Below are 22883 nucleotides of genomic sequence, written 5' to 3' on the forward strand. Positions count from 1 at the left end.
CATGTATCATTATTGGAATGGCGTTTTTACATAGTTCAGGAGGAGCCTCATGCTTAAAGACATGATTGCATTAACTAAGCCCGGACTTCTAAGGTTAAATGTGTTTGCGGTGGCGGTAGGATTCTGGGTAGCTTCAAAATGGGATATCAACTGGTTATCTCTGCTCATGGTCGTGATTGGATCAACTTTGGTTATTGCTTCAGCTTGTGTAATCAACAATTATTGGGATCGTGAATTGGACCAAAAGATGGAGCGCACCAAAAAAAGGATGGATTACATTAACCATCTGAAGCCAGGGTTTGTACTTGGCTATGGCATTATCCTTGGTGTTGTGGGACTAGCAGTACTGTATCTCCTGGTGAATCCGTTATCAGGCTGGATGGCACTGCTTGGATGGTTCGCTTACATCGTGATTTACACGATGTGGTTGAAACGCAGTTCAACGTGGAGCACGTCGCTGGGTGGAATTGCCGGAGCGATGCCGCCTGTCATCGGTTATACGTCTGTAACCAATGAGATTGATGCAGGTGCCTGGTTGCTGTTTGCACTATTATTCTTGTGGCAACCACCACACTTCTGGTCATTGGGTATTCGTCGGGTAGAGGAGTATCGTGCTGCGGGTTTCCCGTTGTTGCCAGTGGTTAAAGGGGTGAAACGCACCAAGTTTCAGATGATTCCTTATGTTTTTCTGCTGCTTCCTGCCGTATTTCTGTTGTATTATTACGACTACGTAGGTCTGGTATTTCTGATTGTATCTCTGGTCGGTGGACTGATCTGGTTTGTGCATACACTTAGCGGACTGAAGACTCAGGATGATGAGAAATGGGCAAAAGTGAACTTTCTGATCTCGGTGAACTATCTCATGCTTGTATTTATTGTGATGGTCGCGAACACGGTATGGTCTTAATTAGGTGATGAACAGATCATTTTCAGAGAGATTTCAGCTTAAGCTAGCTGGCTGGATCGAATGAAAAAGCACACGATGGAATAGCGTTTGGACAACCTTGAGTTGTTACAACATATTCTCTAGAGTGCTTTTTTGGTATAATAAAACAATTGAATTATATATGTGGAAATTATAATGCAAGATGGGAAGTGACAGCATGAGTAATTTGGAACAGGCCGTGCAATGGAGACAAGAAGGCAAGGTGCAGGAAGCGATTGAACTTTTGCAAGAGATTACAGTCAAGGAACCCGAGAATGCGAATGTCTGGTATCAGCTGGCTTGGGCACATGATTCGCTTGGATTGGAGCAGGAAGCTGTCCCGCATTATGAGAAGGCACTAAGTCTTGGTCTTTCTGGTGAGGACAGGGCAGGGGCGATACTCGGGCTGGGCAGCACATATCGAACGCTTGGGCAGTATGAGCAGGCGAAGGTTTGGTTTGAAAAGGGGATGAAAGAATTCCCGGCGTACCGGGAATTTGAAGTTTTTTATGCCATGGTGCTCTATAATCTGGGTGAACATGCAGAAGCGATGCAAAGACTGCTCGTGCAACTTGCGGACACATCAAGTGACAAGAGAATCAATGACTATAACAGAGCCATCCGTTACTACGCAGATCAGCTCGATCGGGTGTGGGAATAGATCGAATACACAGAAAAGGGAGAGATGGATGAATGAACTCCAATCAAGATCTGAAACAGGTAAATGAAAGGTTGGATCAAATTGAGCAGAAGCTGGATAGCCTGGGACATAACCAGCAGAACAAACGCTCACCTGGCATGCGCTTCCTAATTGGTTTTGGCATCACGATTGCTGTTATATTTGTACTGTTGCTGACCCTCGCAGTTATCCAATTTGTGAGTAACGGATAGGAGAAATCGATCTTAACGACAGAGGAAGTGAGTTCTCCAAATTTACAGAGCCGAGCCAAGCCACTGTTGCACCTCTTCAATGAAACGCCGCGTAGCGGGCGATAGATTGCCCAAAGATGGGCAGGCGATGCCAATTGTACGATAAGGATCTCCAGAGAGTGGCACGAGCGCGAGTGAATCGGTATGATTTTGAAGAACCATTTTCGGAAGCAGGCTGATACCGAGGCCATTACGGACCATCGCCATAATGGCTTGATCCTCGGCTACTTCATAGGCGACATTGAGCTTGGCCGCATGCTGCCGGATCAGTCGTTCAATCTCGTTATCTCCACCCCACTTGGGCAGAATAAAGGGTTGTTCCAGTAAAACATCAAACGAAACAGACTCCTCTGAGGCGAGAGGATGATCCAGAGGCAGGATGCACATCATCCTGTCTTTTTGTAATGGGATCGTCTCAAAAGGTGATGAATCGCCGAGGGATAGAAATCCGAGATCGATGGCACCTCCAGCTAGCCAGCCCTCAATCTCAGCATAATCGCCTTCCCACAGCTTAATCTCAATTCCGGGATGACGCAGGCGGAATTGTTTCAGGATACCCGGCAACCATTGTGTGGAGACACTTGCGAAGGTACCAATACGCACCGTACCAATCTCCGCGCCGCGAATGAGGGAGATTTCCTGGTTCATCAGTTCCGTCCAGCGCAGAATCTCACGTGTGTATCCCAGAATGCGTTCCCCTTCAGCGGTAACCCGCACACCGGAGCGGCTGCGATGGAGCAGGGAAAAACCACATTCTGTCTCCAGACTGGCGATGGCATGGCTGACTGCGGATTGGGTGATGTTCAACGCTTCTGCCGCTTTGGTGAGACTGCCATATTCCACAACAGTATTTAATATTTCGTATTTGATCAGTGACATGAATGGTTCCGTTCCTTTCCATTTTTGATGCATGAATTTATTTCATATAATATATTATAAATATTCATTTTTATAATGCAAAGAGATCGTTTATACTTGCCAAGGCGAGTTAGTTTGACGCACGATCACACAGCTCAGAATACATAGAATGAAGGTTGAAGCAAGATGAATGGTGTACAGGTTAATCAAGGTCAGACAACAAGAAGAGCGGACATACAGATGCTGCTCGCAACGGTTATATGGGGATCTTCCTATCTGTTTATGAAATCGGGTCTGGAGTCCATGCAAGAATTGAATCTGGTCGCATTTCGTTTTGGAATTGCCTTTATTGCCGCAGGACTTCTTTTTCATCGGCGGTTGTTTAACATGGATCGCAGAACACTTGTGGCAGGCGCTATTATGGGGACAGCTTTATTCGCTGCATTTGTATTTATCACCTATGGTGTGCAACGAACAACGACATCCCAAGCGGGATTCCTGATAAGTTTGGCCGTTATTTTTGTACCGATCCTGACGACGATCCAGCATCGTCGTATGCCGGATAAACGATTGACACTCAGTATCCTGGTTGCAGTTACCGGGCTTGGCTTGTTGACGCTTCAGCATCAGCTTAGTCTGCACATGGGAGATATTCTGTGCATACTAGCAGCACTTGTGTATGCCATCTATATCATGATTGCTGGCAAGTTCACACCGAAGCATGATCCGTTAACATTAGGGACAGTTCAATTAGGTGTTGCAGCGATGTGGGGAATTGCAGCTACATTTATGCTGGAAACGCCACGTATGCCCGATACGGCTGAATCCTGGGCAGCCATTCTCGGGTTAGGTGTTTTGTGTAGCGGCTTGGGGTATATTCTGCAGACACTCGCGCAGCGTCATGCCTCTCCTACAAGAACAAGTCTGATTTTTTCACTCGAACCACTGTTTGCAGCAGCCTTTGCATTTACCTTTCAAGGGGAATCGCTAACGTTGCAAGGGTATGCGGGAGCAGCTTTGATGTTGGTCGGTGTTCTGATCACAGAGATCAAACTTCCACAGCCTATCTTCTGGCGCAGAAAACGCCCGGTTTTACAGTCGGAACTTGGCGATCAGGGAGTATCAGGCGTATAATTGGGGGACAAGGGTCCTTTCGTCATCTTCTATGGAAGGTGGGGAGAGGGCCTTTTTGGTTATGTCGCACACCTTGTGAAACAGATAAACTACTACCTAACAAAAACAGAATAACATAACCTTGTTTTGTTGATTTTTGTTTTTTATGCTACACTGAATGGAAAATTAGGAAAAACGGGTGAGTAGGATGGCCAAAAGAGTAACGATGCAGCAAATTGCGGATGCTGCGGGGGTGTCCAAATTCGCAGTCTCCCGTGCGCTGACGGGCAAGCCTGGTGTGAGTGAGCATACACGCGAGATGATTGTCAGAACGGCAGGGCAGCTTGGGTATTTCAGAACTGAGCCTAAGCGTTATCCGGGGGAGACACAGATATCAGCGGAGATGAAGCCAGAAGCGGAGCGACAAGGCACGATATTGATTTTGTTTCCTAACGTTCGTTCTCAGAATCGATCTTCCTTATACTGGGGGCCAGTATTTGATGGCATTTCTGAGAGGTTGAATGAGAAGGGAATGGATATTTTAACGCTGACAGAACCCTCTTCAGATCGGATGTTCTCGGTCCTTAATCCCGAAGCGATCAGCGGAGTCATTACCGTGGGTACCATCTCGACATCGGTATTGCTGGAGATTTACAGGCTGCGTATTCCGCTTGTCATGGTGGATCATGAAGACCCTGCCATATACGCAGACTCGGTTTTTACGGACAATATGAAATGTATGAAAGAACTGGTTCTCATGCTCGTTGGTAAAGGGTATAGAAAGTTCCAGTTTGCCGGACAACTGCCCGATGCAGCAAGTTTTAGAGAACGCTGGCTTGGATATCGTATGGTGCTGGAAGAGAAACAGTTGGAGGGGGAACAGCAAGACGGCTTGCTGGGACCAGAGTATGATCAGATCCGGAGATCCATTGCTGAAATGGAGCTGGAGGATATCCCTGAAGTTATCGTGTGTGCAAATGACCATACAGCTGTCATTGTCATTCAGGCACTCCAAAGTCGAGGCATTCAGGTGCCCGAACGTTGTGCCGTAACCGGATTTGACAATACGCAGACGGATGAACCCATTCTTGCTTCGGTACATATTAACAAAGAGAATCTGGGAACGAGAGCAGTAGACCAGCTATTGTGGCGGATCAAACACGTGGATGAACCTTATGAACGCAAGCTGATCTATTCGGAATTAATTATTCGTGATGAATATAACGCCAGTATACTGTAATGGGATATGAATTTACGGGCTCATTTTAACAATGATCATACGGGTAAATGAAATCAGGTGAAAGACATGGAGAGGTTAGAGCTTCATGTCTTTTTGTTATGCAGAGATTGTTTAACAAATTAAATTACAAAACAGATTGACTATAAGAAGCATATCGTGTTAATTTTGTTTTGTAAGTTATTTGTTTTTATAATAACAAAACCTAACAAAATAATGTTTACCAACTCTAACAACAATGGAGGCTGTCATGAGCACAATACAATCACATGTTTTTCAGAATTGGACGTTCAAGGCTTGCGAAGATCAAGAGTGGATGCCGGCTCAGGTGCCCGGCTGTGTGCATACAGATTTGCTGAAGCTGGGCAAGATTCCAGATCCTTTTTATGGAACAAACGAGAAGGAAGTACAATGGATTGATAAGATAGATTGGGAATATCAGACGGAATTTGACGTTGCCGAAGGGTTGTTCTCCCAAGAACATCTGGAGCTGGTGTTTGATGGTCTGGATACATATGCGGATGTGTATGTGAATGATGTGCATGTGTTATCAGCAGATAATATGTTCCGGGTATGGAAGGCAGATGTAAAGTCTGTATTGAAGGGGAACGGCAACATTCTCCGAATACGTTTTCGGTCACCAATTCAGGAAGATCTGCCGAAGCTGGAGAAGCTCGGATATGCATTACCGGCATCGAATGATCAGTCCGATGTTGGCGGACTTGGCGACAAGAGAGTAAGTATTTTTGCACGTAAAGCCCCGTATCACTATGGTTGGGACTGGGGTCCGCGTTTTGTAACCAGTGGGATCTGGCGTGAAGCACGTCTTGAAGGTTGGACACAGGTACGAATCAATGATGTGTATATCCAGCAAAATGAAGTAAGCGCTACCTCAGCTTCATTAACAGCTGTTGTGGAAGTCGAGACATCACAAGCGGTAGATACGATTATTCGTATCGGCGCAGATGGACAGAGATGGGAAAGATCCGTATCACTACAACCCGGAACTCAGACTGTGGAGATTCCAATCTCTATTGATGAACCGAAACTGTGGTGGAGCCGTGGGCTTGGTGATCCGCATATGTACACCTTCCTTACCGAAGTGCTTCAAGGTGAGCGAGCTGTGGCTGAATCTACAGTGAAGACGGGGCTTCGTTCCATTCGGCTGGTACGTGACAAAGATGAAGCAGGAGCATCCTTTTACTTTGAACTAAATGGTGTTGCGGTCTTTGCCAAAGGGGCCAATCACATTCCAAATGATAGCTTCATCACTGAAATTACTCATGAACGTTATCGTCATGAGATCGTATCCGCAGCCGAGTCTAATATGAATATGCTACGCGTGTGGGGTGGCGGAATCTATGAGCAGGATGTGTTCTACGAACTGTGTGATGAATACGGAATCCTGGTATGGCAAGACTTCATGTTTGCATGCAGCATGTATCCAGGAGATGAAGCGTTCCTGAACAGTGTGAGACATGAGGCGATTGATAATGTGAAACGTCTGCGCAACCATCCAAGTATTGCACTCTGGTGTGGGAACAACGAGATTGATTCGGCTTGGGCTCACTATGTTGAGAATGGTGGCTGGGGTTGGAAAAAGGAATTTACTGCCGAGCAGCGTGAAAGCATCTGGGCCGATTACGAAGCCATCTTCCATGATTTGCTGCCAGAAGTCGTTGAAGCATATGCGCCAGGTGTGGATTACTGGCCTTCCTCACCACTGGTATCACTGACAGGGGATGAGACGCAGCATGCGCACCCATCCACAGCTGAAGGGGATATCCACTACTGGGGCGTGTGGCACAATGTAGAACCATTCGAGAACTACAACGTGCATGTGGGTCGTTTCATGAGTGAATACGGATTCCAGTCTTTCCCGGAGTACAAGTCAGTACGCACTTACGCAGAAGAAGAGGATCTGGCTCTGGAGTCGGAAGTCATGCTGGCTCATCAAAAGAATGGGGCAGGTAATCGTCTGATCAAACAGTACATGGATATGTACATGCATGAATCGAAGGACTTCCCATCGTTCCTGTATATGAGCCAGGTGCTTCAGGCGGAAGCAATGAAGACAGCCATTGAAGCGCACCGTCGCCGCAAACCATTCTGTATGGGCACACTTTACTGGCAAATGAATGACTGCTGGCCGGTGGCTTCATGGGCAGGTATGGACTACCTTGGTCGTTGGAAAGCATTGCAATATTATGCGAAACGCAGCTTCAGCGATGTGTTGGTATCGGTAGATGGAACAAAAGAAGATACAACAGATATATATATCATCTCGGATCAATTACAACCTGTTAAAGGGCAGTTACAGATTCGTTTGCTCGGGTTCGATGGAACGGTGTATCGTGATGAAACACATGACGTGACCTTGGCACCTAATACAGGTGAGCGAGTGCTGTCATTACGTAACGCAGAATGGCTTGAAGGTCATGATACAGCTAACACGTTGCTGCGCCTGGATCTGAAACAGGAAGGTGCTGCGACTATCGTACAGGAACACTATTTTGTACCGTCCAAAGACCTTGCTCTGCAGCCTGCAAACATCAATGTAAGCGGAGGAGCGGATGAAAACGGCGTTCATCTGGTACTGGAAAGTGACGTGCTTGCTAAACAGGTATGGCTATCTTCGGATGTGGAGGGTGTCTTCTCAGATAACTTCTTCGACTTGATTCCTGGCATTCCGGTGAAGGTGCAGTTCACTTCCAGAGAGGGATTGCAGTCTAATGATGTGATATCAAATCCGGGACCGATCAAGGTTCGATCCATGATTGATTTTATTCGTTTGACCTAGAAGACACGGTTGGAGTCTCTCATAAGAGAGATTTCAACCGTTTTTTTATTGAAAACTGACCTCATTTATATATCGTAATGGTTTCGTAATACTTCGCTTAGAGAATCGTAAGCTGTCTTGCTTATTGTAATCCATGTAAGTAATAAACGAATGGAGAGTGATAAGAATGATGAAAACAAATAAGAGCAAAAAAGTGATGGTAGCAGCGGTATTGGTGATGTCTATGGCCTTTTCTGGATTGGCAAGTGCTGCAGATATGAAAACGATTAAAAAGGATGGCATGGAGCTTGTTCAATTGAGACAGGCGGCGAAAATGTATGATTACAGCATTATGTGGGACAGCAAGGATAGATCTGTAACTCTGATGTATATGGGCAAAATGGACGACAAGATGATGAAAGACGACAACATGATGGAAGACGACATGAAGATGAAAGACGACAACATGATGGAAGATGACAAGATGATGAAAGACGACATGATGATGGAAGAAACGATGATGCCTGCGGGGAAAACGATTAAATTGTGGATTGGATCGAAAAAAATCATGGTAGACGGTATGCAAGTTAACTTGAAATCGATGCCTGTCATCCATGAAGGGAATTCGTATGCGGCTGAGTCTGTAATTAAACAATACATGATGCCAGCCATGGGAATGAAGTAATTTAAGGGCTAAGCATCGCCATCACCATATGATATGATTGGCTCAAATGTATTTTCTGGAATATGGGGTGGGTTCGTTTGAATGAATGTGTACTGGTTGCTGATGATGATACAAATATTACGGACGTTTGTCGCAGGTATCTGGAACGCGAAGGTTATCTTGTCGTGACGGCTAAGGACGGTTTGGAGGCTATTGAGCTGTGGCACAGCCAAACGCCAAGCTTGATTGTGCTCGACCTGATGATGCCACATAAGAATGGTTGGGAAGTTTGCAACGAGATTCGGCAAACTGAGGATGTGCCCATTGTAATGCTGACGGCCCGGGGTGAGGAACAGGACCGTCTGATGGGACTGACGATGGGGGCGGATGATTATCTGACCAAACCATTCAGTCCAAGAGAACTTGTTTTGCGTGTGAAGGCAATCCTGCGGAGAATGCGAACTGCGCAGGCATCACCTGTAACAACATCTGAATATACGATCAATTATGAAGGGCTTACCATTGATTTTACCAAGCGTGAAGTGCATATCAGCGGGCAGGTAATTGAATTGACCGTTACAGAGTTTGAGATGTTGTATTTGCTGGCAAGTCACCCGGGTCAGGTGTTCTCCCGTAACCAGATGTTAAGCAAGATTTGGGATTTTAGCTATGAGGGAGATACAACAACGGTGACTGTACATGTTCGGAGATTACGAGAGAAGATCGAAGAGAATCCTTCTGATCCAAAATATATTAAAACAGTTTGGGGCATAGGCTACAAGTTTGCGGGTGGTAGTTCATGAAACTTCGCACATACTTGGTGTTGTCCAGTCTCACGGGCATTGGCGTATTATTAATTTGTTTGTTCATCAGTTATTCCAAAATGCTGCTTACGATCGAACAATTCTATTGGTTATCGGCTATAACGGCAGGGGTAGGCTTACTTTCGTTTATTCTTCAATATTTGCTGACTAAGCCATTAGAGAAATCAATTGCGCGAATTACACAGCAGACAATACGAATTGCCGAAGGGGATTTCCATACGGAAGTCCCTCTCATCGGTACGCAGGAATTTAAGCTCCTGGCACAGCAATTTAATGAAATGAGTTCCAAGCTGAAGGAAAGCTTTGATCATCTGCATCACTCAGAAACCGCGAGACGAGAGTTGATCGCCAATGTATCCCATGATTTACGAACTCCCTTGGCATCCATTCAGTCATTCGTCGAAGCGTTGGAGGATGATGTCATTAAGGATAAAGAAACCTTTCAACGTTACCTGAACACGATACGACTTGAGACGAAGCGTTTGGGAGGGCTTATTCAAGACTTGTTTGAATTATCCAGCCTGGAAGCGCAAGGGGAGGTATTTGACCCTCAGCCTTGTCACGTCGATGAGTTGCTGCTCAGTACATTGGAGAGTTTTTCGTTTCACCTCGCCGAGAAAACGCTGAACGTTGAAATCGATTTGCCCGATAAATTACCAGCCGCGGTCATGATGCCTGCACAAATGAAGCGGGTCCTTTCCAATTTGCTGCAAAATGCCATTCAATACTCTCCTGTTGAAGGAAAAATCATTCTGGCTGCCGAAGAAAAGGGGCCGTTTATACGAATTTCAGTTACGGATGAAGGGGAAGGCATTGAAGCGGAGGAAACTTCGCGTATATTTGAACGTTTTTATCGAATTGACAAATCACGCAGCAAGAGTAATGGGGGGGCCGGGCTTGGCCTTGCCATCGCTCAATCAATTGTGGAACTCCATGGTGGCGAGATCGGGGTTCAGAGTACAAAAGGAGAAGGAAGTTGCTTCTGGTTCACGCTTCCGATCTACGTCAGTCGTTAACCTTGGTTAATCAAACGTAGTATTTATTCAGGTGGTGAATGACTTGACCAGTGATTTGGTTTTTCTTTTCGGGGTTTTTGGTGCAGGATTGTTATCGTTTTTTGCGCCATGTATTCTGCCGCTGATCCCGGTATACGTGTCTTATCTATCCGGAAGCATGGTCAACGGTACGAATCAGCAGCAGCCTGACACCCATTCGGTTCGGTTGCGGTCCACACTTGTTTTGCGGACATTTTTATTTGTTCTTGGGCTGTCCCTGGTATTTGTTTTACTCGGTTTTGGTTCCGGCATGGTTGGTAATTTGATCTCAAGTCCTGTGTTTATTGCGATCTGCGGAGCCATCGTGGTGCTTTTTGGGATTTATCAAACCGGGTTGATCCGACTATCCTGGCTGGAACGGGAGAGAAAGCTGTCAAACGATCAAGCCAAACGGGGAGGGTATGTCGGAGCGTTCCTGTTGGGTCTAACGTTTAGTTTTGGCTGGACGCCTTGTATCGGGCCTGTGCTGGCGGCCATTCTTGGTATCGCCGCAGGAGAAGGCTCTCCACTGTATGGCGGGTTTCTCATGTTCCTGTATACCCTTGGATTGGCGATTCCTTTCCTGATTCTGTCCGTTTTTTCGGAATATGTTATGAAGCGGATACGTCGTTTATACAAGTACATGGGCGTCATCAAAATAACTTCCGGCTGTATTCTTATTGTCATGGGACTATTGTTAATGACAGACCGACTAAACAGCTTGGTGACCTGGTTTCAATAATCATTGGAGGAATTTGGTATGAAGACGGCACGGAAATGGATGGTATCTGTAATCGTATTCGCTGGAACCCTGTTGATCTTGAGCGCATGTGGATCACAGCAAACTGAATCAAAACAAACGGGGTCATCATCAGCCCCAGCATCAACATCCGATATGAGTTCGTCAACCATGATGAACAAGGGAGAGACGGCTCCTGAATTTTCATTGCGTGATCTGAAAGGAAACACGGTTGGACTTTCTGATGTTCAAGGCAAGAAAGTGTATGTGAAATACTGGGCTTCTTGGTGTTCCATCTGCCTTGCGGGTTTGGAAGACCTGAACAATCTGGCTGGTCAAAACAATGATTTTCAAGTCATTACGATTGTGACGCCGGACTACAAAGGAGAGAAATCCTCCCAAGCGTTTACCGAATGGTTTGACCAACAGCCATATGATAACATAACTGTTCTTTTGGATGAGAAAGGTGTATGGGCCAAGAAATTTGGCGTAAGAGCATATCCTAGTTCCTTTTATATTGGCTCTGATGGTATTTTAACGAAATCGCAGCCAGGGCATGCATCCAATGAACAGATCATGGAGTCATTACAAGAGATTTTGTGAGAAAGGAGGAAGTGTCATGAAAAGGACGCTGCTGTGCCTGTGCCTCCTTGTTATAGCGATAGTTGTGTCTGCTTGTGGAAACAGGGCTGAGAGCCATTCAGCTTCATCTTCGATATCCACTAAACCTGTCAAGGCTTCGAGTGTCTCTGAGGAAAACCTGAGTAACCTGTACTTGGCAGGAGGCTGCTTCTGGGGTGTGGAGGCATATATGGCTCGTATTCCAGGGGTTCAGGATGTGACTTCCGGTTATGCCAACGGTGAAGGAAAGAATCCAACATATGAGGATGTTATTCGCGGGGACCAGGGGTTTGCGGAGACTGTTCATGTAAAATATGATCCGCAACAAGTATCTTTGCAGAAATTGCTTGAATCTTATTTTCGAGTTATTGATCCTACCAGCTTGAATAAGCAGGGCAATGATCGTGGCGTTCAGTATCGGACTGGCATATATTATAGGTTGCCTGAAGATGCCAAAATCATCGAGCAGGCTGTAGCGGTAGAGCAAGAAAAATATGACCAACCCATTGTAACGGAAGTGATGCCTCTGCAGAATTATTATTTGGCGGAGGAGTACCATCAGGATTATTTGGAAAAAAATCCGAACGGATATTGTCACATTGATATGACTGTCCTGGATGACCTGGAGATTGGAATTGATCCCGCTCAATATCCACGTCCAACAGATGAACAATTAAAGGAACGATTAACAGACGAACAGTATGCGGTCACGGTAAACAATGATACGGAGCATGCGTTCAGTAACGAATACTGGGATAATGAGGAGCCCGGTCTGTATGTGGATATTGCAACGGGAGAGCCGTTATTCACCAGTCGAGATAAGTATGATTCCGGTTGCGGGTGGCCGAGTTTTACAAAACCGATTGTACCTGAGGTTGTTACCTATACAACGGATTCGAGCTTTGGTATGGATCGCACGGAGGTACGAAGCCGGGCAGGTGACATCCACCTCGGTCATGTGTTCGATGATGGTCCCGAAGATCGCGGCGGCAAACGTTACTGTATTAACAGTGCATCGATTCGGTTTATTCCGCTAGACAAGATGGAGGAAGAAAGATACGGGTATTTACTGTCTTTTGTCGAGTAGAGAAGGGCAGCTGACTTTATTAAAAGATAATAAGGCCATAATCTTAGAACGGTTGAGATCTCTCTATGAGGGATTTCGACCGTTTTTTATTTTGCAGCATCTAACAAAAACGAAGGTAGGCTTCAAAGATGGTTGCATCATTGTTATAATTGATAATCATTATCAATTATAGGTGGGTTTTTAGTCACAATGCCAAGGTATTGTGTGTGTTTGATCGCTTAGGAGAGGGAGTTTATATGGGAATTCAGAATGACATCAAGCTGTGGGATCAGGTTCAGGTTCGCGTGCTTGATGTGCGTCTTATATCACTCGGAACACACGAGTTCATACGCAATTATGTGTTACCGACGAGTGCATTTGTGTATGTTCAAGGCAGGGGGCAGGTCTGGCTTGATGAAGAGGTATGGACTACAAACCAGTTCTTGTTGCTGCATGGGGGAAAAGGAAGACGCCTAACACTTGAAGCGACAGGGGTTATGGAGGTACATCTGATTTTGTACAAATCAACCTTGCCCTCCAATGTGCTTGTGGAGTACCGAATGATGTTGAACCAGCGTAATCCGTTTGAAGAGTCCTGGGCGACAGTGCCGGATCATACACTTGAGCTGCGTGAGCTTGTGCGGAATATACATGAATGTTGGTCAGGGCAGGAGCGAGTGGGCAAAATTCAGGTCAAAGTGTATTTTTTTCAACTGGTACAGCTTGTCTTGTTACAGCGGAGTCGCATGTCTAACGAATTTCAACAGCCTTCGCTTACCGATCAGGTTTTGCGATATATCAAAGCTCATTACCGGGGATCCATCTCACTTGATTTGCTTGCCCAGTCCTTGAGTTACAGTCCGCAATATTTATCACGCAAATTCAAGGAACAGACGGGATGTACACCGACAGAATATGTGATTCGGTTACGAATGGGTGAGGCAAGGAGTCTGCTTGCGTCCACAGAAGCTTCATTACAGGAGATTGCTGCGTATGTGGGTTATATGGACCCGTTTTATTTCAATCGTATATTCAAAAAAGAGATCGGTATCACACCGGGGCAATATCGGTTGAAGCAGCAGGAAAACTCGAAATCAGTTTCAAAAAGTACATTAAATGCAACAAATGAATCCATTGTAACAGGAGGGGATGAACGTTATCCTTTAATTGATGATGATAATCATTATCAATATAAGGGAGATGAGGAAATCAACATGTTTAACCATTTTAAATCAGCGATTATGTCGCTTGCGCTTGTACTCACATTGAGTGCTTGTGGAACAGCCCAGCAGGGGGCAGAAACATCCGAAGTTGCGGCTGAACCCGAACAACCGGCAGTCGTGGAAACCCAAATGGTAAATACGACCTTTGGTGAGGTAGAGATTCCTGCACATCCCGAGCGAGTTGCTGCCATAGATTATCTGGGAACGGTGCTTGCTCTGGGTGTCAAACCGATTGGTGGAGGCCAATTTCTGATGAACAGTCCTTATCTGGAAGGTCACATGGATGGTCTTGAAACGATAGGGGATTCCGTTGAACAATTGATGGAGCTAGAACCTGATCTTATTATTACACTGAATCCGGACAAGGCGGCTTATGAGAAATATAGCAAGATTGCTCCGACCGTTTCGATCGCATCCATCACTTTTCCGACACTCAAGGACGAAGTGAACTATTTCGGTAAAGTCCTTGGCAAAGAAGCGGAAGCAGAGAAGTGGCTGGCTGATTTTGATGAGGAGATTGCCAAAATCAAGCAGGAGGTGCAGAGTGTTGTTCCAGCTGATGCTACATTCGCCGTTATGCAGGAATATGATCGCCAAGTCTTCATTTTTGGCAATCAGTCGGGCCGGGGAGGGCGTAACATCTACGAATTGCTTGGTTTGCAAGCACCAAAGAACATTCCATCCGAGTTGATGCAGGGCGCCTATCATGAATTCTCCATAGAACTGCTCTCCAAATACGCTGGAGATTACATTGTGCTGACCAGCAAGTCTCAGTTGAAAGACCTTCAGGCAGATCCGATCTGGGGTTCATTGCCTGCTATCAAAAATGGAAAAGTGTACATATGGACGGAAGAACAATCCTGGTTCCGTGACCCTATTGCCTTGTTGAAACAGACACAGGATCTGGCTGAATGGATTATTGGACTTAATACACCGTCTAAATAAGGAACTTCAAAAAACCGTGCCGCCCAGTTTGCTGAGCAGCACGGTTTTCATATTCTTATGTAGGACTGAACAGTAGAGGGGATTAGCTGCCTGTACGGAGATGAAATAACAGTGTGGTGTGATTACCGTATAAGAGTTTATTCGCTCTTTTGTTCGTTCTGAATTTCTTGCAGATCCTCCAGTTGCAGTGTGAGGTCATTCTCGGGGTTTGCGCTCACAATGACTTCTGACTGTGATTGTTGCTGACCTGGCTGATTCGACTTGGCGGCAGGTTTGATCACGTAGAGACTTTGAACGGAGTTGAGCAGGCTGGCAGGGGTGTCTTCATACGTTTCCAGGAAGAGTACATAGTCTTTGGTAGGAATCAGCTTGAGGTTGTCATCATTAATAATCTCGGTGTTGCCTAGTTGTCCGCCAAGTTGCTTCACTTCAAGTTTTTCCCCGGCAGTGTAACCGCCCTTATAGGATTCAGCGACCTGAATCGTGTGGATCGTATAGATTTTGTCAAAAGAAGATGGCTCTCCGCCCGGATCGGACGCGGGGTTTAACTCGTTTTCATTGGCAGCATCAGTAACTTGTACGATATCGTTTAAAGCTTCCACACGAGTCTCAACAACACTACCTTTTACAATGGTATTTGCTCTCTCGGACAGGTCGCCAATGCTGCCATAACTCGGGTAATCTTCAGAAGCAATAATGGTCATGGGTGCATCGGATGGGGACGCGGTAGGTGTAACAGAAGAACATCCAGCAGCAGATAAAATGAAAATGGAAGAGAGAAGCAGCGTTAATACTCGATTTTTGTTCATGGACAGGAATCCTCCTTGGATTTTTGGGATAAGTTCGTAGCGAATTAATACTTGGATTTTACGTTATTGATATCAAAAGTTTGGGGTTGGGTCATGGAATTGCGGTTACGGGAGTAAGACATAATGGAAGGACTGCTTGTTGTTGGATTGTCACCGAGCCAGATGGAGTGTCCGAGTTCGTGGACAAATACGCTTTGAATGAAGTTGGATAAGTTGGTTGCGTCAGGGGTGATTGTGGATGCATTGAGTTCGATGCGGAAGCTTACGACTTGACTGCCGGATACGGAGGCGTAGTTGACACCATATGCTGTATTATTGAAGTTTCCTGCGGTGATGGTGTTTGGGGAGTTACTTGTTTTGGTGAATTTAACTTTGGCACCTGCATTGTTCCAGTTGGTAAGGGAAGTGTCCATGGGAGTCTGCCATGCGGCGGCGTAATTATACGTACGAATGGGAATGGTGGTGCTGGGGTAACCGTAGGTTAGAAAGGTTGCCGCATAGATGGTACTACCAAACATCGCAATCGCTGAGAACAACATGATGCTCATCAAAAACTTCCTTTTCATACTTAAAAACTCCAATAAATGTATTTTATTCTCTATTATAGTAACAAGTAATATTGGAGTTGAAATGAGTCCGAGGTCGTTGTTTTTGTCGTGAAAAACATGAAATATATCTTGATCCGACCCTAATGGTGTCAAAATAAGTCATTTTCTGTTCAATGTTCATGAATAATTTCCCTAAAATTACAAACAATACGTTCAACTTCTCATAGGGAAAGGTAGTGCTTGAACATGTGTAACCGTTTTTCATTGGCAGCCGATTTGGAAGATGTCAGAGATCATTTCAAGATTCAGCGAGTGATGTATTATTACAAAAACCGATACAATATCAGCCCAACCCAGCATACGCCGATTATTTTGCATCAGGATGGTGAGCGTGTATTGGATGAGTTCCGGTGGGGGTTCATTCCATTCTGGGGGCGTGATGCCGTTAACGCAAATCTTATGACAGTACATGAGAATCCTTCCTATTACAAACTGGTAGAGACCAAACGCTGCGTCATTCCTTGCAACGGATTGTATTACTGGCGGCAAGAGGGCAAAAAAAGTTATGCAGTTCGTGTTGTCATGCCGGATCGCGGTCTCTTCGGTATTGCTGGGTTATACGAGGTGTGGAGAGATACACGGAAAGAACCGCTTCGTACCTGCACGATGCTTATGACAGGCGCAAACATGGTTACACGTGAGTTTGGCAGTAAAATGCCAGCGATCCTTTCCGAAGAAGAGATCAACACCTGGCTTGACCCGGCTAATACACGGGTGACTCAGTTGTTACCGCTATTGAAATCGTATAACAGTACAGAGATGAATCTGTATCCAGTCACCCCAATGGTCGCTAACGATGAACACGACTGTTACGAATGCGTAGAAGAGATGGATCAGAAGCTGGCTTACGTTCGGAGTTTCTGAGTATCTTTTGGATGATGTGAAGAAAATGAAGAGGGCTGAGAGTCTGGAGACACTCTGCTCTTTTTTTCCTTTCTGAAAATGAAAAGTTGCAATTGCAGTGAAACGTAACTATAATCATTACAGTAAGTGAACGCATATATTCATATATCTATTAAAAGAGATATTTATAATCAGGAGGGAACCACGAATGAATCCAAAGTTTAACCAGATGTTTGAACAAGTTTCACTACCGACTGGCATTACACTGAAAAACCGTATCGTGCTCGCTCCCATGACTCATATGTCCTCGAATGCTGATGGTACGATATCCGACGCTGAACTTGCTTATTATGCACGTCGCACCGGTGGTGCGGGCATGTCAATTACGGCTGTAGGGCATGTAACAGAGACAGGCATTGGTTTCCCGGCTCAATTTGGCGTATATGACGACCGCTTCATTCCTGGTCTGAAAAAACTGGCTGATACCATGAAACAACAGGGCTCTGTAGCCGTATTGCAAATTTTCCATGCGGGCCGTCTGACTCCTGAACAAGCTGTACCTGCGGGTCAAGTGGTTGCTCCTAGTGCGGTTGCAAGTGAGCGTCCAGGATCTCCTGAACCAAGAGAATTGACGGATGCCGAGATTACTTCGATTATCAAAGACTTTGGTGAAGCGACACGTCGTGCAATCGAAGCCGGCTTTGATGGTGTTGAGATTCACGGTGCTAATGGTTATCTGATCCAGCAATTCTTCTCCCCGCATTCCAACCGACGTGAAGATCGTTGGGGCGGAAGTGTAGAGAAACGTCTGACATTCCCGCTTGCTGTAGTAGATGAGATTCAGAAAGTGGTTGCCGAACATACCAAACTGCCGTTCATCATTGGTTACCGTTTCTCTCCGGAAGAACCGGAAACACCGGGACTCACAATGGAAGATACGTATGCACTGGTGGATGCGCTTAAAGATAAAAACTTGGATTACCTTCATGTCTCTGTGAACGAGTTCTGGTCCAAGCCAAGACGTGGCGAAGCAGATACGCGTTCGAGAATGGAATTCATTCTGGATCGTGTGAACGGTAAACTGCCTGTTATTGGCGTAGGTTCAATTCATACGGCTGATCAGGCCGCTGAGGCGCTTCAAACGGGAGTACCTTTGCTTGCCATTGGACGTGAGCTGATTATTGAACCGGATTGGGTTGAGAAAATCGAGAGCGGACGGGAAGAAGATATTGAGACGATTCTGACCAAATCGGATCAGGAGCGTCTGGTTATCCCTGACGGATTGTGGAATGCAATCATCCACACGCCAGGCTGGTTCCCTATGGCAGAAGATAAATAAGATACACTTCAAGACTGGAATGGAGGGGGCGAAAGCTCCCTCTTTTTGCACATGGTCCAAATTCTCCTTGTCATCGCTCTGTGGTATGATGGATGAACAGGATTAACTGGATAATCAACGGTTTGGAGTGAAGGAATATGCTCGTAGCTGAACGGTATGAGAAAATAGTGGAATGGGTGGATACGCAAGGCAGCATGCGTGTGACCGAACTTAGTGAGCGCTGCGGGGTGACGGAAGAGACGATTCGTCGTGATCTGGACAAGCTCGAACAGGCGGGCAGGCTCAGACGGTCCCATGGCGGGGCAGTCAGCGTAAAATACAAGGATGAGTTACAGTCGGAGATTCCGTATCCGGAACGGGCTGTAGCGCATGCAGAAGAGAAGCGCAGAATTGCAAGCGAAGCGGTGAAAATGGTGGAATCCGGCGACCGGATTGCTCTGGATGCAAGTACAACGGCGTGGTATATGGCGGCAGGATTGCCAAACATTCCACTGACGGTATTAACCAACTCAATTAAGGTCGCTGCAGAGCTGAGTAACAAGGAGCAGATTCGTGTGATTGCCACAGGTGGGCAACTGGCTTCGAAGTCATTGTCTTTTGTAGGACCGCTGGCGGAACGTTCGCTTGATGCCTATCATGTGGATAAAGTATTTCTGTCTTGCAAAGGAGTGCATCTGACCAAAGGCATCAGTGAATCCAATGAATTACAGGCCTTGGTGAAGCAGAAAATGATCCATATTGCGGATGAGGTCATTTTACTTGCAGATTCCAGCAAATTTAACATACAGGCGTTTACCAGAGTTGCTGCGATGAGCAGTGTGGGCAAAGTGATTACAGATCAGGGTGTAGATGAAGAGCACGTTAGCGCATTGATTGAGCAGAATATTACGTGTATACGTGTGTAAACAAGAAAGGAATGAATGTCATGAAACATCCTTTTCATCTGAAAGCGGTATGGAATGGTGGGCGTAACAGTGAGGGAACAATCGATGCAGGTGGATTAAAAACGGTCATATCGATTCCGCAGGAGATGGGCGGACCCGGTACGGGAACTAACCCGGACGAGATGCTGCTGGGTGCAGCCTCCACCTGTTACCTGATCACGCTGGCAGCGATGCTGGAGCGTTCGGATATTACGCCGGATGAATTAACGCTTGAATCGGAAGCAACGGTAGATGTTACGAATAACGTATTTACGTACGAACGGATCGTACATAGACCTCGGATTGTGCTCAGCGCAGATGCCTCTGAGGCGGATCTGACAAAGGCTGAGCGCTTGGCGCATAAGGCTGAATCCTCCTGTATGATCTCCCGAGCGGTGGCAGGTAATGTCCAGATGGAGACACAGCCAGTCATTGTTATCACTGGAGCTAACGCGGTGTGATATACTGAAGAATAGACGATTCAAGTCGTCATTTGTACAAAATAAGGAGAAATTCGGTATGAACACACAGAAGCGCAAGACTAACCTCTGGGTACGTTTAACACGTGCTATGAAGCTGAATTTCCTCAAATTGTTACGTGCTCCCGGAGGTGCTCATAAAGTATCCACCGGATTTGCAATAGGGTTCGGACTGGAGCTGATCGTGATCTCGACCGCATCCCTGATATATCTCATATTCTACCCAATTGTGCGACTGTCTGGGGGTTCGATGCCAGCAGCGATTGTTGGTAACGTGATTGGAAAACTTACGTTTTTGCCTATCATTCTGATGCCGCTCGCGAAGCAGATTGGTTCCTGGATTCTACCTGCTCACAGCATGGGACAAGGACCGGTACATGAGAGTGCATTCATGGAGCTGTTTCGCGGGAACTGGTCGGCCGTGAGTGAATTGTTGCTTGGTGGACTGGATATTCTGGCAGGCATGTCCGTGTTTGGTGTCATTCTGGGTGTGATTTCGTACTTTGTCGTAAAATTCTTCTACGTCAGAGCGCTCAACCGGCGTTATGAACGCCGGTTGGAGAAACGCCGACAAGCGGATCTAGCGTCGGTGTCGCCTCCGGTACTAATCAGGAAGCCATCACAATCATAATCGGCAGCATCAACATGGATGCAGCGGTTGTCCACAGGATGCAACGGGATACAAACTGCGGAGAAGCATTGAACTGTTCAGCCAAAATAACGGCGTTCACTGCGGTCGGCATCGATGCGAGGATCAGCAGCACACTGAACAACGTACCTTCGACCTGAAGAGCGGTCAGTATAAGCCAGGACAGGATTGGCGCAGCTGCGAGACGGACCACAAGCCCGGTCCAGAAAGCTCGGCGTACATTGGGCAGCCAAGGCACCGTTGCACCTTTTGGTCTGAGCATCTGTGCTCCCAGAATGGCGAGAACGACAGGAGAGTATCCCGCAGCCAGCATGGAGATCCCTCCATCCAGCGCTTCAGGCAGGCTCAGATTGGACGCACGCAGCGCAATGGCGATGCCAGCAGCATAGATGGATGGCATGCGGAAAACGGACAGGATCGCATCTTTCACCGTGAATTCGGATCTCGCGGCAAAAAAGATACCTACCGTATTAACAATAATCATCTGTCCAATAACGTAGACAGAAGCCTTGTCCAGTCCAAGCTGACCAAAGGCAAGCAGTACAAGCGGGAGCCCGTAATTCACGCAGTTTGTAAACGTGGAGACGAGGGTGAGACCCGCTTTTTCGCTTGCACCCAGACGGAAAATCCGGCTTAACAGCTCGGCGAGTGCCCACAGAGCAATCAGATTAATAATAGAGAACCAGAACGTGCTGGTGACGTCCGTCCAGGTAATCTCTGCATGTAGCAATGTATTGAAGATGAGCGCAGGGCTCAAAATATAAAGGGAAAAGGTCGAGAGCGACCGGGTATCCCAATTCTTGAAGCGTTTTAACAGAATACCTCCAATCACGGGAAGTGATATCGGCAGGAACACATGGTATAACGTGAGTAAAAATGAGTGAAGCAATGCAATTCAGTCCCTTCTGGATGAAAAACCTATCTTATCATAGCAGAAGATGCATCTCATATGAATGGATTTCAGTATGATGATGTGTAGTAATCGCCTTGCTTAACTGAGGATTTCCTTGATGGGCAGCGACAGCGGATTGCTATTTTGATATGGCAGATTTATTATAGAAGAGGTGCAACAAGATTACATACACATAGAGGAGGAAACTGTAATGAGTGAATCAAAACGCTTGCTCGTACTTGCTGGCTCTTACGCCGAAGCGGAAAATGAGGGCATTTATGCATATGAATTGAATGAGGATACAGGCAGCTTGTCCAAGCTTGACGGCATCGCGGGCGTGAAAAACCCAACGTTTGTCAACGTGGATGCTGAAGGAAACAAACTGTATGCGATTGGTGAAACAGCGTCAGCTGAAGGCAACAAAATGTCTGAAGCTGTAGCTCTGAGCATTGATCCTTCTACAGGAAAATTAACGTTGCTGAACCGGAATGACTCCATTTCAGCTCCACCATGTCATATCCAGCGCGATCCTTCCGGCAAATACTTGATCCTCTCCAGCTACCACGGTGGTCTGGTAGGTCTGCAAGCCTTGACGGATAACGGTGAAGTTGGAGCGCTTCTGGACGAGAAGAAACATGAAGGACAAGGTGCGCATCCTGAACGTCAGGACAAGCCACATGTTCATTCCGCATTCTTCAGCCCGGATGGTAAATACATGATGGTACAGGATCTGGGCGCAGATAACATCGCGATCTATTCTATTGATGCACACAAAAATGAACTTGTGCTGCACAGTGAAACCAAAACGCATCCGGGAGCAGGCCCACGTCACTTGGCATTCCACCCGAATGGTGAATTCGCTTATGTCATCAACGAAGTGGATTCTTCCATTACTTCGTTCAAATATGATGCAGCAGCGGGCACGTTGTCTGAATTGTCTACTGTATCCACATTGCCTGATGGATATGATGGCAAAGAGAATACAACAGCAGAAATCACAGTTTCCAATGATGGACGTTATGTATATGGTTCTAACCGTGGACATGACAGCATCGTTGTATTTGCAGTAGATGCAGACAAAGGTCACCTGACACTGGTTGAGCATGTATCTGCAGAAGGTGAGCACCCGCGTCACTTTGCGCTGACACCTAACGGCAAATTGCTGATCGCAGCTAACCGCGATACGAACAACCTCGTGACATTCACGGTAGATCAGGAGAGCGGACGTCTGAAATACACTGGTCACAGCACAGGTGTATCCAAGCCGGTATGCGTGAAACCTGTATATCTGTAAAATGATAAATTTCTAAACCAGCTTTGGCTGGATTGAAAATGATAACGATAAAGACCCTGCCATGTGGCGGGGTCTTTTATATTGAATAT

General features: G+C 46.2%; 23 protein-coding genes. 19 read left to right on the top strand and 4 right to left on the bottom strand.

The genetic code is table 11. The features are described 5' to 3' along the window. Nucleotides 1-49 precede the first annotated feature (49 nt). The 3 genes from cyoE to EL84_RS18495 all read left to right on the top strand — a co-directional run bounded on the left by cyoE (nucleotide 50) and on the right by EL84_RS18495 (nucleotide 1816). On the top strand, nucleotides 50-907 hold the full coding sequence (gene cyoE, locus EL84_RS18485) for a heme o synthase (RefSeq protein WP_047842615.1): 858 nt from the start codon (nucleotides 50-52) through the stop codon (nucleotides 905-907). A 196-nt stretch (nucleotides 908-1103) separates the two neighbouring features. Next, nucleotides 1104-1586, top strand: coding sequence for a tetratricopeptide repeat protein (locus EL84_RS18490; protein WP_047842616.1), 483 nt, complete (start codon nucleotides 1104-1106; stop codon nucleotides 1584-1586). 32 nt (nucleotides 1587-1618) lie between these two features. Beyond that, nucleotides 1619-1816 (top strand): hypothetical protein, encoded by a 198-nt coding sequence (locus EL84_RS18495; protein ID WP_017688956.1) that lies wholly within the window; start codon nucleotides 1619-1621, stop codon nucleotides 1814-1816. Nucleotides 1817-1858: 42 nt separating this feature from the next. Here EL84_RS18495 and EL84_RS18500 read toward each other — a convergent pair whose 3' ends face one another. After that, entirely contained in the window at nucleotides 1859-2734 is an 876-nt protein-coding gene (locus EL84_RS18500) for a LysR family transcriptional regulator (RefSeq protein ID WP_047844267.1), read from the bottom strand. Nucleotides 2735-2899: 165 nt separating this feature from the next. Here EL84_RS18500 and EL84_RS18505 point away from each other — a divergent pair, with 165 nt between their 5' ends. From EL84_RS18505 to EL84_RS18550, 10 genes are all read left to right on the top strand, one after another. Next, nucleotides 2900-3847 carry a DMT family transporter gene (locus EL84_RS18505; RefSeq protein WP_047842617.1) on the top strand — a complete coding sequence of 316 codons (948 nt, stop codon included), beginning with the start codon at nucleotides 2900-2902 and terminating at the stop codon, nucleotides 3845-3847. Between the two features lie 187 nt (nucleotides 3848-4034). Next, nucleotides 4035-5066 (top strand): LacI family DNA-binding transcriptional regulator, encoded by a 1032-nt coding sequence (locus tag EL84_RS18510; RefSeq protein WP_047842618.1) that lies wholly within the window; start codon nucleotides 4035-4037, stop codon nucleotides 5064-5066. Nucleotides 5067-5313: 247 nt separating this feature from the next. Next, a complete protein-coding gene (locus EL84_RS18515; RefSeq protein WP_047842619.1) occupies nucleotides 5314-7863 on the top strand; it encodes a beta-mannosidase in 2550 nt (849 codons plus the stop codon). A 166-nt stretch (nucleotides 7864-8029) separates the two neighbouring features. Further along, complete coding sequence (locus EL84_RS18520; protein WP_047842620.1) at nucleotides 8030-8527, top strand: hypothetical protein; 498 nt, start codon at nucleotides 8030-8032, stop codon at nucleotides 8525-8527. 77 nt (nucleotides 8528-8604) lie between these two features. Then, a complete protein-coding gene (locus EL84_RS18525) occupies nucleotides 8605-9309 on the top strand; it encodes a response regulator transcription factor (protein WP_082219059.1) in 705 nt (234 codons plus the stop codon). Next, the gene (locus EL84_RS18530; protein WP_047842622.1) at nucleotides 9306-10346 is read left to right on the top strand and encodes a sensor histidine kinase; all 1041 of its coding nucleotides are present in this window, start codon (nucleotides 9306-9308) and stop codon (nucleotides 10344-10346) included. Before EL84_RS18525 ends, EL84_RS18530 begins: the two co-directional genes overlap by 4 nt. Before the next feature lie 34 nt (nucleotides 10347-10380). Next, nucleotides 10381-11106, top strand: coding sequence for a cytochrome c biogenesis CcdA family protein (locus tag EL84_RS18535; RefSeq protein ID WP_235431621.1), 726 nt, complete (start codon nucleotides 10381-10383; stop codon nucleotides 11104-11106). Nucleotides 11107-11124: 18 nt separating this feature from the next. Next, entirely contained in the window at nucleotides 11125-11706 is a 582-nt protein-coding gene (locus EL84_RS18540) for a redoxin family protein (RefSeq protein ID WP_047842624.1), read from the top strand. Nucleotides 11707-11722: 16 nt separating this feature from the next. Then, complete coding sequence (gene msrB / locus EL84_RS18545; protein ID WP_082219060.1) at nucleotides 11723-12811, top strand: peptide-methionine (R)-S-oxide reductase MsrB; 1089 nt, start codon at nucleotides 11723-11725, stop codon at nucleotides 12809-12811. A gap of 236 nt (nucleotides 12812-13047) precedes the next feature. After that, nucleotides 13048-14958: an AraC family transcriptional regulator gene (locus EL84_RS18550; protein ID WP_047842625.1), complete on the top strand. Its 1911-nt coding sequence runs from the start codon at nucleotides 13048-13050 to the stop codon at nucleotides 14956-14958. Between the two features lie 137 nt (nucleotides 14959-15095). Here the strand turns inward: EL84_RS18550 and EL84_RS18555 are convergent, their stop codons facing one another. Together EL84_RS18555 and EL84_RS18560 are read right to left on the bottom strand one after the other, a co-directional pair. Then, entirely contained in the window at nucleotides 15096-15767 is a 672-nt protein-coding gene (locus EL84_RS18555; protein WP_047842626.1) for a hypothetical protein, read from the bottom strand. A gap of 44 nt (nucleotides 15768-15811) precedes the next feature. Continuing rightward, nucleotides 15812-16333, bottom strand: coding sequence for a hypothetical protein (locus EL84_RS18560; protein WP_076318667.1), 522 nt, complete (start codon nucleotides 16331-16333; stop codon nucleotides 15812-15814). Between the two features lie 228 nt (nucleotides 16334-16561). Between EL84_RS18560 and EL84_RS18565 the strand changes: the two genes are divergently transcribed. The 5 genes from EL84_RS18565 (at nucleotide 16562) to EL84_RS18585 (ending at nucleotide 20590) form a co-directional block, all read left to right on the top strand. Next, complete coding sequence (locus EL84_RS18565; RefSeq protein WP_047842627.1) at nucleotides 16562-17239, top strand: SOS response-associated peptidase; 678 nt, start codon at nucleotides 16562-16564, stop codon at nucleotides 17237-17239. Nucleotides 17240-17426: 187 nt separating this feature from the next. After that, the gene (locus EL84_RS18570; RefSeq protein ID WP_047842628.1) at nucleotides 17427-18557 is read left to right on the top strand and encodes an NADH-dependent flavin oxidoreductase; all 1131 of its coding nucleotides are present in this window, start codon (nucleotides 17427-17429) and stop codon (nucleotides 18555-18557) included. Between the two features lie 137 nt (nucleotides 18558-18694). Beyond that, nucleotides 18695-19462: a DeoR/GlpR family DNA-binding transcription regulator gene (locus EL84_RS18575; protein ID WP_047842629.1), complete on the top strand. Its 768-nt coding sequence runs from the start codon at nucleotides 18695-18697 to the stop codon at nucleotides 19460-19462. A 20-nt stretch (nucleotides 19463-19482) separates the two neighbouring features. Then, the gene (locus EL84_RS18580; RefSeq protein ID WP_036608858.1) at nucleotides 19483-19941 is read left to right on the top strand and encodes an OsmC family protein; all 459 of its coding nucleotides are present in this window, start codon (nucleotides 19483-19485) and stop codon (nucleotides 19939-19941) included. A 58-nt stretch (nucleotides 19942-19999) separates the two neighbouring features. Next, nucleotides 20000-20590, top strand: a complete 591-nt coding sequence (locus tag EL84_RS18585) for a DUF2062 domain-containing protein (RefSeq protein WP_036608856.1) — start codon at nucleotides 20000-20002, stop codon at nucleotides 20588-20590. Here the strand turns inward: EL84_RS18585 and EL84_RS18590 are convergent. Beyond that, nucleotides 20568-21497 carry an AEC family transporter gene (locus tag EL84_RS18590; RefSeq protein WP_047842630.1) on the bottom strand — a complete coding sequence of 310 codons (930 nt, stop codon included), beginning with the start codon at nucleotides 21495-21497 and terminating at the stop codon, nucleotides 20568-20570. The genes EL84_RS18585 and EL84_RS18590 overlap by 23 nt on opposite strands. Nucleotides 21498-21711: 214 nt before the next feature. Here EL84_RS18590 and EL84_RS18595 point away from each other — a divergent pair, with 214 nt between their 5' ends. After that, nucleotides 21712-22794, top strand: a complete 1083-nt coding sequence (locus EL84_RS18595) for a lactonase family protein (protein WP_047842631.1) — start codon at nucleotides 21712-21714, stop codon at nucleotides 22792-22794. Nucleotides 22795-22883 lie beyond the last annotated feature (89 nt).

The organism is Paenibacillus sp. VT-400 (assembly GCF_001029205.1).
GTDB lineage: Bacteria > Bacillota > Bacilli > Paenibacillales > Paenibacillaceae > Paenibacillus > Paenibacillus amylolyticus.